The organism is Herbiconiux sp. SALV-R1 (assembly GCF_013113715.1).
In the GTDB taxonomy this organism is placed as follows: domain Bacteria; phylum Actinomycetota; class Actinomycetes; order Actinomycetales; family Microbacteriaceae; genus Herbiconiux.
Genome location: NZ_CP053344.1, coordinates 699,923 through 714,095, shown reverse-complemented (window position 1 = coordinate 714,095; position 14,173 = coordinate 699,923). Strand labels below are relative to the sequence as shown.

The following is a 14,173-nucleotide window of genomic DNA, read 5'->3' as shown; positions in this document are numbered from 1 at the left end:
TTTGCATTGAAAATAGAGAACGCAAGCGCCATCGAGAAATTCCCGCGTGCGCCGTTCGATTCGATTTCCCCGCGATTTTGTGTGCAATATGTTGTATGCCGATTCCCCAGGACGCACTCCCGCTCGGACGCACACTGCTGCGCAACAACGTCTACGAGCGCTTGCGAGACGCCCTGGTCGACGGCACCTTCGCCCCCGGCGAGCAGCTGAAAGACGGCGAACTCGCCACCTGGCTCGGCGTCAGCCGCACCCCCGTGCGCGAGGCGCTCCTCCGCCTGGCTGCGAGCGGCTTGGTCGTCGCTCAGCCAGGCCGTTCGACCGTCGTGAGCCTCATCGACGACCGCAAGGTGCGCGACGCCCGCGACGTCGTCGCCTCCATGCACCAACTCGCCGTGCGTCAGACCGTCGAGTCTCAGTCACTCGACTCCGACGACCTCGACCGGATGCGCTCCGCCAACCGCGACTTCGCCGCCGCCATCGAGGCGGGCGATGTGAACGCCGCCCTGGATGCTGACGAGGCCTTCCACGCCGTCCCGGTGACGGTTCTCGGCAACGAGGCCCTCGCATCCGTGCTCTCACAGTTCAGCCCGGTGGTGCGCCGGGTCGAGCGCCTGCGCTTCAGCTCGAGCGGTGCAGCATCCGTCGCCGCCCACGACCGCCTCATCGAACTCTGTGCCGCGGGCAACGTCGAGGCCGCCGCCACCGTGGCGTACGACACGTGGCACAGCCTGCCGGTCGACGACGGCGAGGAGCAGGCCGGCTAGTCGCGCCGCTGCGCGAGGTCGCGGAGGTCCCCGTTCGGCAACGCGATCCACCCCTCCCGCACCGCCTGTGCCCGCGCGGAACAAGCCGACTAATCGCGCCGCCGCACGAGGTCGCGGAGCGCGCCCTCCGGCAACGCGATCCACCCCTCCCGCGCCGCCTGCGCCCTCAGCTCCGGCCCGGGCGCCTCGCTCGCCCCGATCGCCGCGCTCCGCGCCGCCAGCGCCGCGATCACGGCGTCGAACGCGTCACCGGATGCGATCATCAGCTCCTCGAAGCCGCCGAAGTCCATCCACGGCGCGGCGTCGGTCAGCTCGCCCAGCGCGCGCCGGCGCGCCTCCGCATCGACCCGATAGTTCCGCGTGTCGATCCCCCACAAGCGCAACGACGCCCCCGGATACACCTCCACCACGAGCCCACTCCCCGCCCGATCGACCTCCACCCCGCTCTCGCCGAGCCGAGCGAGCAACCCCGCACACCGCATCGCCGTCAACCCGAGCCGATCGGTCGACACACTCAGCGGCCATCGCCCCGTCACCTCCCGCGCCCGCCGATCCGTCTCGCGATACGCAAGCCCCCGCCGCCACTCCATCCCCCCGTCGACCTCACCCGCAACCGCGCGCCCCGCCGCGTGCGCCCCCACGAACTCGACGAACGCATCCGGCCACCCCAGCGCGCAGTCGATCCCGAGCTTTTCCACCCCACCGGCCGCACGATCGCCGCATCGTCAACCCCCACCCGCAGCTCGACCAGCCGCGCACCCGCCCCAGCCCCGGCGGCAGCGCCACCGCCGCCGCCGCCGACACCAGCGGCGCCGCCAGCGCCCGCACCACCGCCCGCCCACTCCACCACCGCGAGCGCCGTCCCCTTGGCCTCAGCAGCAAGATCCACCCCGGCAGTCCGCATGCCCCCAGTCTGCCCCGGCGTCAGCCGTCATCCTCACCGCCGCATCGAGGCGCCCGCCCACTGATTGACCGACCCGTTGTACGGCAGCTCTCCCACTCCGGCGATCTTCATGTTGTAGGCGCTCGTGAAGGGCACCTTCGTGCCTGCGCATCCGTTTCCTGTTCTGGCGCTGAAGTGCATGTGGGCATAGCCGCCGTTCCCGGCCGCGCCCGCGGGCGCAATGGTGCCGATGGGGTCGCCCTGATTGACGCGCCCGTTGCCTCGACGGTTCTCGAGGTGCCCGAGGTAGACCGAGCCTCCCCCGTCGAGCGTGATGCACACGCCGCCCACGGCGTTCGACACCTGCGCCAGGTTGCCGCCGCCGGGTGCGTAGACGGTCTTGCCCGCCGCGTCGTTGGCACCGCCCCAGCATCCGGTCGAACCACGTCCGCTGTAGCTCGTGAGGTCGAGTGCGGGGTCGCCGCTGTGAGTGATGCCACCGTTGTAGCCTTGGCAGACGTACATCGTCTGGCCCGGTGCGAACGGCACGATCAGGCGGCCGTCTCCCCCACCGCCGCCACCGCCTCCCGTGCCGCTCGCCCACAGAGCCCCGCCGTTCGTGCCGTAGAGCACGAGGTTGCCGTCGTTCTGCATCACGAGGTTGCGTGCGGCCTTGCCCCAGGTGCGCGTCTCCCAGATGGCGCGGCCGTCGGAACGGTAGAGCACGAGGTTGCCGTCGGTCTGGAAGGCGAGGTAGGCGGGCTGGTTGCCGTCGGTCCGGCTTCCCCAGATCGGTGCGCCGTCGCGCGAGATCACGAGGTTGCCGTCGCTCTGCAGGACGAACCGGTACTGGCCGCTGGCCGACGTGAGCGCGATGTCGGGAGGCAGCACGTTCCCCGGTGTCATCGTGTCGCCGACGTTCCTCGAGACCTGCACCGCACCGGATGACCGCGACACGGATGCATAACCCGCCTTCGAGCCGGTCACCGTCACGGTGATCGACCGCCCCGCAGCGCTGAACGGGATGCCGAAGGTGTTCCCGGTGGCGCCGCCGACCGGCCCGCCGTCGATGAACCACTGGTAGGCGATGTCGACGGGGCTGGGACCCCACACGCCGGGGTCGGCGCTCAGCGTTCCACCCACGGCGGCGTTGCCCGAGATCGTGGGATCGGCGCTGGTCAGCGTCGTGGGCGCCACCGTCACGGGGGCGCTCGTGCGGGAGGCGCTGGTGTAACCCGATTTCGACCCGATGACCCGCACCGTGATGGCGGTGCCCGCGTCAGCCTGCACCGGGACGTACTTCGCGGTCGTGGCCTTCGCGATCGCCGCACCGTCACGGAACCACTGGTAGCCGAGCGTCACGGGCGCTGGAGCCCAGGTTCCGGGCTTGGCCGTGAGCGTCGCACCCACCTTCGGCTCGCCGGCGATGGTCGGCACCGGTGTCGTGGTGAGCTTCTTGGCGATGACGACACCCGAGCTCGTGCGGCTCTGCGGGGTGTACCCGGCCTTCGAACCGGTCACCACGACAGTGATCGTCGATCCGACGTCTCCCGACGTCGCCCGGTAGGTCGAGGCCGTCGCGCCGGAGATGGCCTTGCCGCCGCGCATCCACTGGTAGCCGAGCGTCACGGGGCTCGGCGCCCACGAACCCGCCTTGGCCGAAAGGGTCGCGCCCTCGGTCGGCGATCCGCTGATCGTGGGGGTCGGCGCCGCCGTGAGGAGCTTCTCGACGGTCACCCCTTTACTGGTCGTCGTGACGCTGGTGTACCCGCCCTTCGACCCGGTCACCCGCGCCGTGATCACACGGCCGGCGTCAGCATCCGTCACCCGGTAGCTCGACGTGGTCGCGCCGGCGATCGGCGTTCCGTCGCGCAACCAGCTGTACGCCAAGGCGACCGGCGCGGGCGCCCAGGTTCCGGATGCGGCGGTCAGCACCGATCCGCGCCTGGCCGTTCCCGAGATGGTCGGGGCGGGGGTCTTGGTGAGGGCGTTGCCAACGGTCACGGCAGCGCTCGTCTTCGATGCGGGCGTGTATCCGTTCTTGTACCCGGTCACCTTCGCGCTGACCGCCGCTCCCGCGTCGGTCGCGGTCAGCGCGTAGCTCGAGGAGGTGGCGCCACTGATCGCCTTCCCGTTCCGCAGCCACTGGTACGCGAAGGCGACGGGCGCGGGCGCCCAGCTGCCGGGCTTCGCCGAGAGGGTCGCGCCGACCGTGGGAGTACCGGAGACGGTGGGTGTCGGAGTGGCGGTGAGGATGCGCTCGATGGTCACGGCAGAACTAGTCTTCGAGGCGGAGGAATAGCCCGACTTGCTCCCGGTGACCGTGACGTTGATCTTCGCCCCCGAATCTGCGGGCACAAGGGTGTAGGTGGCCGCGGAGGCACCGGCGATGGCGGTGCCGTTGCGCGACCAGGAGTACTTCAGCGCCACCGGTTCGGGTTTCCAGCCGCCTGCGGTCGCGGTGAGCTTCGAGCCGACGACGGCGGTGCCGCTGATGGTGGGGGTGGGGGTTGCTGTGAGTGCTCGACCGACCGAGATCGACGCGCTCGTGAGGGACACCGTGGTGTAACCGGGGCGGGAACCGGTGACGCTTACCGAGATGGCTGCTCCCGCATCCGCGCTGGTGAGACGGTAGCTGGCGGCGGTCGCACCGGCGATCGCCTTGTTGTTGCGAAGCCAGGCGTAGGAGTAGATGACGGGTTGCGGTGCCCAGTCGCCGGGCACGGCCGTGACGTCGGAGCCGATGGTCGGCGTTCCGCTGATGGTCGGCGTCACCGTCGTGAGGGTGGCGGCCGTGACCGCGGTTGTCGGTGCTGACGTCACGACGGCGGTGATGTAGCCGGAGCGCTGGCCAGTGACCGTGACGGTGACGGACTTCCCCAGCGCGGTGTCGGGGAGCAGCCAGCTCTGTGCCGTCGCTCCGCCGACGGGCTGGCCGTCGAGGTTCCATTGGTAGGTGAAGTCGGCGGCGGGGCTCCAGCCGCCGGGGTTGGCCGAGAGAGTGGAGTCGACGACGACTGCGCCGTCGATGGTGGGCGCGGGTGCGGCGTCGAAGGGCACCGGGCAGGGCGCCGTGACGGGGTTGGTGCTGCCCGTCTCGATGTCGACGTCGGCGACGAAGCGTCCGTCGGAGACGCGGTACCAGAGGTCGTCCCATCCGCCGTTCGGAAGGTATGGGCTGAAGTAGCCCTTCACGGGCTGTCCGCGTTTGTAGCAGTCGAGGGTGATCACGGCACCGCGCTCGTACCAGCCGTCTTGACCGGAGGAGAGGTGGGCGTCGGCCATCCGCTGCGTGCGCACCATGACACGGGCTGTGGGGCCGTCGGCTGCGGCAGGGGGAGCGACGACGAGGGCCGTGGCGACGACGGCGAGGGTCGCGAGGGCGGCGAGGGCGGCGCGGCGGATGCGCGACCCTCGCGCCACGATGGGATTGGTCGATGCGTTGGCGGGTCGCGTTCGCGAGGCTTCGATGCCCATGTGTGTTCCTTTATTCTTCGTGCCCCTCGGCCGTCCTGCCGAACTTCCCCGCACGGTGATGAGCCGAGGGTAGTGGCGGGGTGCGACGTTCCGCGACCCCTCGTTCCGGGGACGACAGGCGACGTAACGCAAAGTCATCTCCCCCCACGCACCCCCGCCCGCGACGTAACCTGCTAGGGCAGTGCGAAACGAAGCCTCGCGTCCGATCCGGACACGCCTGCGACATCCGAATCCGTGGAGTCGCGCCGTCGTGGCTCTCCCCCGTCAAGGAGCACTGACATGACCAGCATGATGAGCACCCGCCTCGCCGACGCCCGCGCCTCGCGCATGTTCCGCGCCGCTCGCGAGTGTGCGGGGTGCTGTCGATGACGAACCTCGGCTTCTCCCTCGACTCCACCCGCTTCGACGAGGACTACCGCCCCCTCGCGAACTCCCGCATCACCACCAACTTCGCCAATCTCGCCCGCGGCGAGAAGCGCCAGGAGAACCTGCGCAAGGCGTTCCGCATGATCGACGACCGTTTCGACGACCTCGCCGCCCGCATCGGCGTCGACGGAACCCGCTACGGGCTCGAGCTCGACATCGTCTCGGTGAGCCTCGATTTTCAGGATGCGGACGGCCGCAGCATCCACGACGCCGTCCCCCTCATCGAGGTGCTGCAGACGACGATCGTCGACCGCGCATCCGGCGAGCGCCTCCCCGGCATCGTGGGGAACAACTTCTCCTCGTACGTGCGCGACTACGACTTCAGCATCCGGCTGCCCCAGCACGCTGCAAGCGCGGCAGCTGCCGCCGGCGAGGCCCTCCCCGACGACTTCGGCGACCTCCACGGCAACCTGTTCAAGGCCTTCGTGCGCTCCGACGCCTTCGCCGAGCGCTTCGCGAAGCCCCCCGTCATCTGCCTGAGTGTCTCGAGCAGCAAGACCTATAACCGCACCGACACCGAGCATCCGGTTCTGGGGGTCGAGTACCGCCAGAGCGCGTACTCGTCGACCGACGCGTACTTCGCCAAGATGGGCCTCGGCGTGCGCTTCTTCATGCCGCCGGGCAGCCGCGCACCGCTCGCGTTCTACTTCGACGGCGACCTCACCGGCGACTACAGCGACCTCGAACTCATCGCGACCATCAGCACGATGGAGACGTTCCAGAAGATCTACCGGCCCGAGATCTACAGCGCCACGGATGCTGCGGGGCAGGAGTACCGGCCCAGCCTCACGAACCCCGACTTCGAGCCGACGGACATCGTGTACGACCGTGAGGAGCGCAGCCGGCTGGCCGTCGAGCAGGGGCGGTTCGCGGAGGAGCACTTCATCGAGCCGCACAAGGATGCGCTGGAGGAGTGGTCGGCGGGGTTTGCGGAGCGGGAGCGCGCTCTCGCACGTACCTCCGCCTCCGCCTCATCCCCCTCCGACGCCGCCCCCGCCCGCCCTCTCGCCCAGCAGGGAGCCCGCTCATGACCACCCTCCTTCCCACCTCCACCGCCGGCAGCCTCCCCAAGCCTGCCTGGCTCGCCGAGCCCGAGAAGCTCTGGTCGCCCTGGAAGCTCGACGCCGAGGTGCTCGACGAGGGCCGCCGCGACGCCCTCCGCCTCTCCCTCGCCGACCAGCAGCAGGCCGGAATCGACATCGTCAGCGACGGCGAGCAGACCCGCCAGCACTTCGTCACCACCTTCATCGAGCACCTCGACGGCGTCGACTTCGCCAAGCGCGAGACCGTGCGCATCCGCGACCGGTACGACGCATCCGTTCCCACCGTCGTCGGAGCCGTCACCCGCGAGAAGCCGGTGTTCGTCGAGGATGCGCGTTTCCTTCGCGCGCAGACCGACCAGCCCATCAAATGGGCGCTCCCCGGACCGCTCACCATGGTCGACACCCTCTACGACGCCCACTACAAGAGCCGCGAGAAGCTCGCGTGGGAGTTCGCAGGCATCTTGAACGAGGAGGCGCGTGAGCTGCAGGATGCGGGGGTCGACATCATCCAGTTCGACGAGCCCGCGTTCAACGTCTTCTTCGACGAGGTGAACGACTGGGGCGTTGCAGCGCTCGAGCGGGCGATCGAGGGCCTGACCGTGGAGACCGCGGTGCACGTCTGCTACGGCTACGGCATCAAGGCCAACACGGACTGGAAGGAGACGCTCGGCTCGGAATGGCGCCAGTACGAGGCGATCTTCCCGAAGATCCAGGCGTCGGACATCGACATCGTGTCGCTGGAGTCACGCAACTCGCACGTGCCCATCGACCTGATCGAGCTCATCCGCGGCAAGAAGGTGATGGTCGGCGCGATCGACGTGGCGACCAGCACGGTCGAGACGCCCGAGGAGGTCGCCGAGACGTTGCGCGAAGCGCTGCAGTTCGTGGATGCCGACAAGCTCTACCCCTCCACGAACTGCGGCATGGCCCCCCTCCCCCGCACCGTCGCCCGCGGCAAACTCGCCGCCCTCGGCGCGGGCGCCGCCCTCGTGCGCGCGGAGCTGTCTGCCTGACGGCGGCCCACGCCCAGCTCAGGGGTGGGAGGCCGGGAATCGCAGCGCTCCCCGGCCTTCCGACCGCGTTTCAGGCTTAGGGGCGTCGGATGCTCGCGGTCGCTCCAGACAGAGCAGGCGTGGTCGTTCATCCCATGAAGCAATCTCGACGAACCCGCGCGAGCGGTACAACTCAACTGCGCCCTGGCGCCATTCCCAGACGGTCAACCGGGTCGGCTCATCGTGCCCAGTGAGCGCCGCATCGATCAGCGCCGAGCCGACACGCAAGCCGCGCGCCTCAGGGTCAACCCAGACACGCTTGATTTCCCGCACATCCGGATTCACCTGCACGACCACGACACCCACCGGTTCACCGCCAAGCTCGGCCAGGAGCACCAACGCTTTGGCATAAGCCCGGCGGGGGTCGTTGACCTCACTGCGGTAGCGCTCGGGGAGCTCCGAGTTATCTCCGGGAGGAGACGCTGACGCACCCACGTGCTCAGCCTTCTCGGCCTCCGTCTGTCGCAGGTAGGCGCCCACCAGTCGACCCACGGCAAGCGCATCGACCCCATGGAGATCTGCCGCCCGCACTGAGATCGGACCCATCTTCCCTCGCATCGGACCATCTTCGCAGGGCACCTATCGCGGGCTGACCGTACACAGTGTCAGTCGAACGGCGGGAGGATGCGCTCACCACTCCGCACAGCATCCTGTGCCGCATCGACCCATTCGCGACGAAGCCGGTCGAGCATCCGTCGATCCGCTTTGTTCGCCCCGCTCTTCTCAGCGATCAACAAGAAAGCGCGCTGGATGAGGTCGGGTATGTCTTCGACCGGCCCGGCGGTCGCTTCCACCAGCACATCACAGGCGACCCGGGCATCGACGCCCTTCTTGATCAGTCGCAGGAGTTCTCCCGCATCCTTCTGGCCCTTCAAGCTGTCGGGCCGGTCGAGGATGGCCGCTAACTTCGTCACGGTATGGGCTTCGATGGTGAGCAGCCTCCAGCCCTTGTGCGCCTCGGGCTCGGTGTACTTCGCCAGTACCTCGACCCGGAGTCGCAGTTTGTCGCCGAGTTGGGATTGGTGCGGGAGGTAGATGTCGAGGTAAACCCCTTCGATCGTTCCCCGCCACTTCTTGCCCTGAAGGTGGCTGCTCTTGCTCAGATCGGCGACGCGGTCTTCGATCTTCGCGCGCACCTCGTCGGAGAAGATGATCAGGTCGATGTCTTTGCTGATCTCGCCCCCGACGAGCTCAAAAGTCGCCCAGCCGCCGATCAGGATGGAGGGGTCGAGGTCGTGGCCGAGGTGGTCGATGAGGGCATGGAGATGCTGGTCTCCGCCGAACGATGCGTCAGGCACGCGCGGCCTCCGACTGCGCCCAGTCATCGACCTCGAAGGCGCGCCGCCAGAGCGCGCGACGGAACTCCGCGGCTTGCCAACCCGGTTGTGCGAAGAGGTCGGCGTAGGTCTGGGCGAAGCTCGAATACCCGCTCACCCATGCTCGTTCGGCGACCTGGTCCATGACCACGACCCGGACGTTCTCCGGACCGGCCACGCCAGAAGCCCCTTCGCTGCTCCGAACCGCTTCGGAATCTGTTTCGGGGATGTAGATGATGCGCTCTCCGCGATCGGCGACGGTGTTGCGTCCGCCGAGATGGTGAATCGCGGCGTCCGCGCCTCCGAGTGCATAGTGCGACACACGCTGGAGGAGACTCGGCACGCTAGTCGTAGGGATGAGGGCCAGGGTGTCGCCCGAAAGGCGTCTCTCGGCGGCCAGCGCGGCCACGACTCGCTCAGGATCCAGCACGCTGAGTCCGCCTCGCGGCAGCACGGTGATCGCTCCGATATCAACCAAGTGGCGAGTGGCCTTAAAGGTGTTCCCGATCGAACACCGCGACGCGTGAGCCAGGTCAGCGAGACTTGGCCAGCGTCGCTCACCGTTCAAAGCCGCGTCCGCCAGCGTGCGATGGACGATCTCGGTCGCCTTCATGATCACCTCCATTCGCCAACTTATGTATGCATACATAGCCTAATTGGTGAATACCGGCATTCGATAGACGGCGAATGCAAGTCGGCGCCGACCTGCGATCGTCGGGACGCACTACCGGTTCGAGCGGCAGGCGCCGCGGGGTCACCGGGGCATGATCGCTACGCCACAACCCCCAGAATCGCCGACGTCCGCCCCGCCCCGTCGCGCACCCGCTCGCACTCCTCCGGGGTCGAATGCGCGGTGATCTCGATCACTTCATCGAGCCGCCTCCGCGCCACCTCGAGGTCGGCGATCACCCGCGTGATGCGATCCCGCTCGCTGTGCAGACTCTCCAGCATCTCGGGCGGGGCATGTCCGGTGTCGACGCACGGCAGGATGAGCGCGATCGTCCGACTCGCGAGCCCCGCCGAGAACAGGTGCTGAATGAGCCGCACTCGATCCACAGCCGCCGAGCCGTAGACCCGCTGCCCGCTCGGCGTACGCTCCGAGTGCAGGATGCCCTGCTCCTCGTAGTACCGCAGCGCCCGCGTGCTGACGCCGGCCCTCTCGGCGAGCTCGCCGATTCTCATGTCGCTCATCGCGCATCCGTTCTGCTTGTCCGTCGCCGCGCGTTCGCCGTGGGCGTGACACCCCGACTTGCCCTTGACGTCAACGTGAAGTCTTAGCGTAGTCGACGGACGGCGCCCCACCCGAGGCCGCCCCACGTGAAAGGACACCCATGAACATCGCAGGATCCGTCGCCCTCGTCACCGGCGCCAACCGCGGCATCGGCCGCAGCTTCGTCGACGAGCTGCTCGAGCGCGGCGCGGCCAAGGTCTACGCGGCCGTGCGCCGCCCCGACGCCGTGCCCGCCGACGAGTTCCCCGACCCCCGCGTCGAGGTGCTGCGCCTCGACCTGCTCGACGACGCCACGGTGACGGATGCTGCGGCTCACGCCACCGACGTCACCCTCCTCGTGAACAACGCGGGCATCACCACCGGATCCAACCTGCTCGGCACCGACGACCTCGCTGGCGTGCGCCGCGAACTCGACACCCACTTCTGGGGAACGCTCGGTGTGATCCGCGCCTTCGCCCCCGTGCTGGCGGCGAACGGCGGCGGCGCGATCGTGAACGTCAACTCCGCCCTGTCGTGGTTCTCGACCAACGGCGCCAACGGCTACGCCGTCGCCAAGGCCGCCGAGTGGGCGATGACCAACGGCGTGCGCCTCGAACTCGCCGCCCAGGGCACCCTCGTGCAGGCCCTCCACCTCGGCGCCGCCGACACCGACATGATGGCCCGCTACGACGGCCCGAAGATCGCGCCCCGCGCCGTCGCCGCAGCCTCGCTCGACGGCGTCGAGTCGGCCGCGATCGAGGTGCTCGCCGACGACTGGTCGCGCCTGGTGAAGTCGTCGCTGGCGAACGACCCCTCCGAGTTCTACGCCGAGGCCCTCGCACCCCGCGCCTGACGCCAAGCGAGCGAACGGATGCCGCCGGCCGGCCGCCGACCCAAGCCAGCCGGCGGCGCTGCCTCACTCGGGAATGTCGCTCGCGAACCCCGCTTCGATGAAGGGCGTCGTCGCGGCAATGGAAATCATCGCCGCCCCGCCCATCTCCGGCAGCCTGACGAACGTCGAACCGAACAGATCGAAGGCAGTGCCGAGGTGCGGCACCCCATCGATCCACACCTCGACCTCCCTCCGCTCCGCATCCCGAATCGACCGCATCAACTCGTCGTGTTCGGCTCTCGACGGGATCGCCGATCTCCGCGTTCCGTTGATGATGTGGGTGCTCACGTGGGCGAGGAGATCGGATTCGATGTCCCACCCGAATTTCCACGTTCTAGTCGTGAACGCAATGGGCTGCGAAGTCTCCAGACTCGGGCGCACTACATGATTTGCCTCCGTCATCCGATCTGTCGGCACGCTGGGCGGCCGCCCAAACCCATGAAACGAATAGCCGACCAGCAGAGCGTCCGGGTGGACAGACCGAAGCACAGGCAACGCGAACTCACGCGCACGCTCGTGATGCATACGAAGCCGGGCAATGCGTTCGACAGCGTCCGTCATGAGTAAAGGATGCTGTCGGACGGGTTACCCCCGTAGCACGTGCCGAGGACTGTGGTCACCGTTCCTCCCGCGATCGCATTGAGTTGGGTATTGCGGATGGCTTGGATGCCGTGAGTGAAATCCGTCTCCCAATCGAGGCTGACCCCGGGGAAGGGCGGAAAACCATCCAAAGGCTCGTACCCCATGTCGATGGAAGACTGCAGCGACACACCCCACGTGTGGGAGACCGCCGTTCCAAAGGCACCATTCAAGTGGTACGCCGTGCGACCCTTGGTGTTGCTGATGAGGTTGAGCTCGGCAGTGCCACAGTCGCCATCAGAGGGACTCCCCGCATCGGCACCGCCCTCGCGAACGACCTCACCCGCCACCGGGTCGAACTTCGGTGTCGCGCCTTCGAGGCTGCCGGGAGCAGTCCCGGTCGGGACGGCGTACTGGAGCCCGTTCTCATCAGTGCGCACGTCATAGCCGTTTTCTGCCGCGCGCTCGACATCGAAGCCCATGAAGCGCAGCGGCGCCACTCCGCCAACAGGTCCGTCCGCTTCCGAAGCGCTCGCTGACGACGCCACGGCCATCGGGCCGAGGATCGCAATCAGACCGACGATCGCGGCCACAGCACCAAGTGATCTGCGCATTGTGATCTCACTCTCCTTCACGAACAGGAGGCGAGCCTCCTCATCCAGCTCTTCAACTCCGCGTCGCGAAGCGATTCCGAGCCTGCTCGCCTCGACCGGCGAGTCATCCTGAGTAGTTGTTACTCAAATCGCGCGGTACTCGAGGCACCACATCGCCCGGCCACGTGAGAGCCGACTTGTAGGCTTCCCGGATGAGCATCACCATCCGAGCCGTCCGACCCGATGACGAAGCATCCTGGGCGGAGCTCTATGCCGGCTACCGCGCCTTCTATGGGCTCGCCGAAGACCCGGCGTCGGTGACGACGACCTGGGAGTGGGTGCGCGACAGCGAACACGGCCTGTTCGGCTTAGTCGCCGTCGACGAGAGCGATCGTCTCGTGGCCCTGGCCAACCTCCGGTGGTTCGCACGTCCATCCACAGCGACGATCGGCCTCTATCTCGACGACCTGTTCACCGCACCCGAAGCCCGCGGGACGGGCGCAGCCACGGCGCTGCTGCGAGAAGCTGCAGAACGCGCCGGCGAAGGCGGCGGAAGCGTCGTGCGATGGATTACCGCAACCGACAATGCGACCGCCCGCCGTCTCTACGACGCCCACGCGGTGGCCACCCCCTGGGTGACCTACGACATGAAGCCCGCGGCGCCGCGCGACTGAGCCAAACAAGCATTCAGGCGACGACGCCCTGAACGCCGACAGCACCTACCCGTGCGATCGAGGCAAGGGGGTTCAGGATGTTCGGGTCGAAGAAGAAGAACACGCAGAGCTTCACCGACGTGATGGCGCAGCTCAGACCAGATCTGAGTCGCGAGTCGCTCGGCGTCGGCCCCGACTTCCCCGGCGTCGCCCCCAACCCGATCTTGAGCGGCGCTGCCCGCCGCCGCAACGCCGAGCTCAAGACGGGCGCGCTCGCGCTCGGCGTACTTGTCGACTGGCGCGAAGTCAGCAGCGAGGGCAGCCCCCGCGTGGTGCTGATGCTCGACGTGGAGACCGCCGAAGGCACCACCTTCCGGGGCATCGCCGACCAGAGCCTCACCATCACCGAGCTCACCCGCCTCTCCCCCGGCCAGACCTTCCCGGTGCGCTACCGCGCCGCCATCATGGACCACTACGTCGCCCTCGCCCCCGACGCCGAACCCACCGACGTGCAACTCCTCTCAGACCTCATCGCAAGGCGCAAGTCGGCCTGACCGGCTCGCGTGATCCCCTCGGCGGCTCAGTAGATCCGCGACCGGTGACCGATCTGCACCGCGACGACAATCAGCTGCTGGTCACGCACCCGCACCACAAGCCGATAGTCGCCGATTCGATATCGCCAGAAGTCACCCAGGTCCCCGGACAGCCGCTTGCCCCGACTTCGCGGATCATCGAGTTCAAGAAGCCCGTCGAGATACACCAGCACTCGCTTCGCGACGGCGCGATCCAGCTTCCGGAAGGCCTTGTCGAACTCAGGGCTCGTCTCGACCTTCCAGCGAGTCAAAGCCCTAGCTCGCGGCGGAGCTCGCTCAGCGGCCGGGACGGGCTTCCGGACGCGGCCCAGTCCCTCGCCGCGTTCTCCGCCCACTCGGTGTCGTCCGCCTCGTCGAGGTGCGTCACGATCGCTTCATGAACGAACTCGGCGGCAGGCTGGCCCGTACGCGCGGTGACAGCGGCGATGCGCCGTTCTTCCTCATCGCTCAGGTCGATCGAGAGTGACACGTCATCTCCTTCGCGCGGTCGCAGATGGTGTATCGAGGATATCCGTTCAGCGTCTCGCTGAGCAGTCTCGTCTACCTTGAGTGCACGGGATCTCATTGCTCCTACTTTCACGGTCGATCAATTGCAGTGTCGTAGGGAATGCGGAAATGCTACGCGGCTGTCGCCGCGAAATGGAGATATCCACAGGCTCGCGGCAGTCTCCCCAGGCCATGTCAGCGGCCGC

The 14,173-nt window shown here is 68.0% G+C and carries 16 protein-coding genes; 6 read left to right on the top strand and 10 right to left on the bottom strand.

The window, feature by feature from the left end:
* Positions 1-95: 95 nt before the first annotated feature.
* Positions 96-764, top strand: a complete 669-nt coding sequence (locus tag HL652_RS03520; RefSeq protein WP_171704014.1) for a GntR family transcriptional regulator — start codon at positions 96-98, stop codon at positions 762-764.
* Positions 765-853: 89 nt separating this feature from the next.
* On the opposite strand, the gene HL652_RS03515 is transcribed toward HL652_RS03520, so the two are convergent.
* Positions 854-1,462 carry a DUF429 domain-containing protein gene (locus HL652_RS03515; RefSeq protein WP_253743622.1) on the bottom strand — a complete coding sequence of 203 codons (609 nt, stop codon included), beginning with the start codon at positions 1,460-1,462 and terminating at the stop codon, positions 854-856.
* Between the two features lie 239 nt (positions 1,463-1,701).
* Positions 1,702-5,124 carry a hypothetical protein gene (locus tag HL652_RS03510; RefSeq protein ID WP_171704013.1) on the bottom strand — a complete coding sequence of 1,141 codons (3,423 nt, stop codon included), beginning with the start codon at positions 5,122-5,124 and terminating at the stop codon, positions 1,702-1,704.
* 365 nt (positions 5,125-5,489) lie between these two features.
* Here HL652_RS03510 and HL652_RS03505 point away from each other — a divergent pair, with 365 nt between their 5' ends.
* Complete coding sequence (locus HL652_RS03505) at positions 5,490-6,581, top strand: putative oxygenase MesX (RefSeq protein ID WP_171704012.1); 1,092 nt, start codon at positions 5,490-5,492, stop codon at positions 6,579-6,581.
* Positions 6,578-7,606 (top strand): methionine synthase, encoded by a 1,029-nt coding sequence (locus HL652_RS03500; RefSeq protein WP_171704011.1) that lies wholly within the window; start codon positions 6,578-6,580, stop codon positions 7,604-7,606. Before HL652_RS03505 ends, HL652_RS03500 begins: the two co-directional genes overlap by 4 nt.
* Positions 7,607-7,624: 18 nt before the next feature.
* Here HL652_RS03500 and HL652_RS03495 read toward each other — a convergent pair whose 3' ends face one another.
* From HL652_RS03495 to HL652_RS03480, 4 genes are all read right to left on the bottom strand, one after another.
* A complete protein-coding gene (locus HL652_RS03495; RefSeq protein WP_216603986.1) occupies positions 7,625-8,125 on the bottom strand; it encodes a GNAT family N-acetyltransferase in 501 nt (166 codons plus the stop codon).
* Between the two features lie 125 nt (positions 8,126-8,250).
* On the bottom strand, positions 8,251-8,943 hold the full coding sequence (locus HL652_RS03490; RefSeq protein ID WP_171704010.1) for a hypothetical protein: 693 nt from the start codon (positions 8,941-8,943) through the stop codon (positions 8,251-8,253).
* Entirely contained in the window at positions 8,936-9,574 is a 639-nt protein-coding gene (locus HL652_RS03485) for a hypothetical protein (RefSeq protein ID WP_253743620.1), read from the bottom strand. Before HL652_RS03485 ends, HL652_RS03490 begins: the two co-directional genes overlap by 8 nt.
* A 158-nt stretch (positions 9,575-9,732) precedes the next feature.
* Positions 9,733-10,152, bottom strand: coding sequence for a MerR family transcriptional regulator (locus HL652_RS03480; protein WP_253743619.1), 420 nt, complete (start codon positions 10,150-10,152; stop codon positions 9,733-9,735).
* Between the two features lie 140 nt (positions 10,153-10,292).
* Between HL652_RS03480 and HL652_RS03475 the strand changes: the two genes are divergently transcribed.
* Entirely contained in the window at positions 10,293-11,024 is a 732-nt protein-coding gene (locus HL652_RS03475; protein ID WP_171704009.1) for an SDR family oxidoreductase, read from the top strand.
* Positions 11,025-11,087: 63 nt separating this feature from the next.
* Here the strand turns inward: HL652_RS03475 and HL652_RS03470 are convergent, their stop codons facing one another.
* Both HL652_RS03470 and HL652_RS03465 read right to left on the bottom strand, forming a co-directional pair.
* Positions 11,088-11,624: a hypothetical protein gene (locus HL652_RS03470; protein ID WP_171704008.1), complete on the bottom strand. Its 537-nt coding sequence runs from the start codon at positions 11,622-11,624 to the stop codon at positions 11,088-11,090.
* The gene (locus HL652_RS03465) at positions 11,621-12,235 is read right to left on the bottom strand and encodes a hypothetical protein (RefSeq protein ID WP_171704007.1); all 615 of its coding nucleotides are present in this window, start codon (positions 12,233-12,235) and stop codon (positions 11,621-11,623) included. Before HL652_RS03465 ends, HL652_RS03470 begins: the two co-directional genes overlap by 4 nt.
* A gap of 212 nt (positions 12,236-12,447) precedes the next feature.
* On the opposite strand from HL652_RS03465, the gene HL652_RS03460 reads away from it, so the two are divergent.
* Together HL652_RS03460 and HL652_RS03455 are read left to right on the top strand one after the other, a co-directional pair.
* A complete protein-coding gene (locus HL652_RS03460; RefSeq protein ID WP_171704006.1) occupies positions 12,448-12,909 on the top strand; it encodes a GNAT family N-acetyltransferase in 462 nt (153 codons plus the stop codon).
* Positions 12,910-12,986: 77 nt separating this feature from the next.
* A complete protein-coding gene (locus HL652_RS03455; RefSeq protein ID WP_171704005.1) occupies positions 12,987-13,442 on the top strand; it encodes a hypothetical protein in 456 nt (151 codons plus the stop codon).
* Positions 13,443-13,468: 26 nt separating this feature from the next.
* On the opposite strand, the gene HL652_RS03450 is transcribed toward HL652_RS03455, so the two are convergent.
* Positions 13,469-13,732, bottom strand: a complete 264-nt coding sequence (locus HL652_RS03450) for a type II toxin-antitoxin system RelE family toxin (RefSeq protein WP_171704004.1) — start codon at positions 13,730-13,732, stop codon at positions 13,469-13,471.
* Entirely contained in the window at positions 13,729-13,950 is a 222-nt protein-coding gene (gene relB / locus HL652_RS03445) for a type II toxin-antitoxin system RelB family antitoxin (protein ID WP_171704003.1), read from the bottom strand. The genes HL652_RS03450 and relB overlap by 4 nt, the downstream gene beginning before the upstream one ends.
* Between the last annotated feature and the right edge of the window lie 223 nt (positions 13,951-14,173).

Bases quoted from the DNA above. Each gene is read 5' to 3' on its own strand.
- HL652_RS03520 (WP_171704014.1), top strand. From the start codon at position 96: ATGCCGATTCCCCAGGACGCACTCCCGCTCGGACGCACACTGCTGCGC.
- HL652_RS03510 (WP_171704013.1), bottom strand. From the start codon at position 5,124: ATGGGCATCGAAGCCTCGCGAACGCGACCCGCCAACGCATCGACCAAT.
- HL652_RS03505 (WP_171704012.1), top strand. From the start codon at position 5,490: ATGACGAACCTCGGCTTCTCCCTCGACTCCACCCGCTTCGACGAGGAC.
- HL652_RS03500 (WP_171704011.1), top strand. From the start codon at position 6,578: ATGACCACCCTCCTTCCCACCTCCACCGCCGGCAGCCTCCCCAAGCCT.
- HL652_RS03485 (WP_253743620.1), bottom strand. From the start codon at position 9,574: ATGAAGGCGACCGAGATCGTCCATCGCACGCTGGCGGACGCGGCTTTG.
- HL652_RS03480 (WP_253743619.1), bottom strand. From the start codon at position 10,152: ATGAGCGACATGAGAATCGGCGAGCTCGCCGAGAGGGCCGGCGTCAGC.
- HL652_RS03475 (WP_171704009.1), top strand. From the start codon at position 10,293: ATGAACATCGCAGGATCCGTCGCCCTCGTCACCGGCGCCAACCGCGGC.
- HL652_RS03470 (WP_171704008.1), bottom strand. From the start codon at position 11,624: ATGACGGACGCTGTCGAACGCATTGCCCGGCTTCGTATGCATCACGAG.
- HL652_RS03460 (WP_171704006.1), top strand. From the start codon at position 12,448: ATGAGCATCACCATCCGAGCCGTCCGACCCGATGACGAAGCATCCTGG.
- HL652_RS03455 (WP_171704005.1), top strand. From the start codon at position 12,987: ATGTTCGGGTCGAAGAAGAAGAACACGCAGAGCTTCACCGACGTGATG.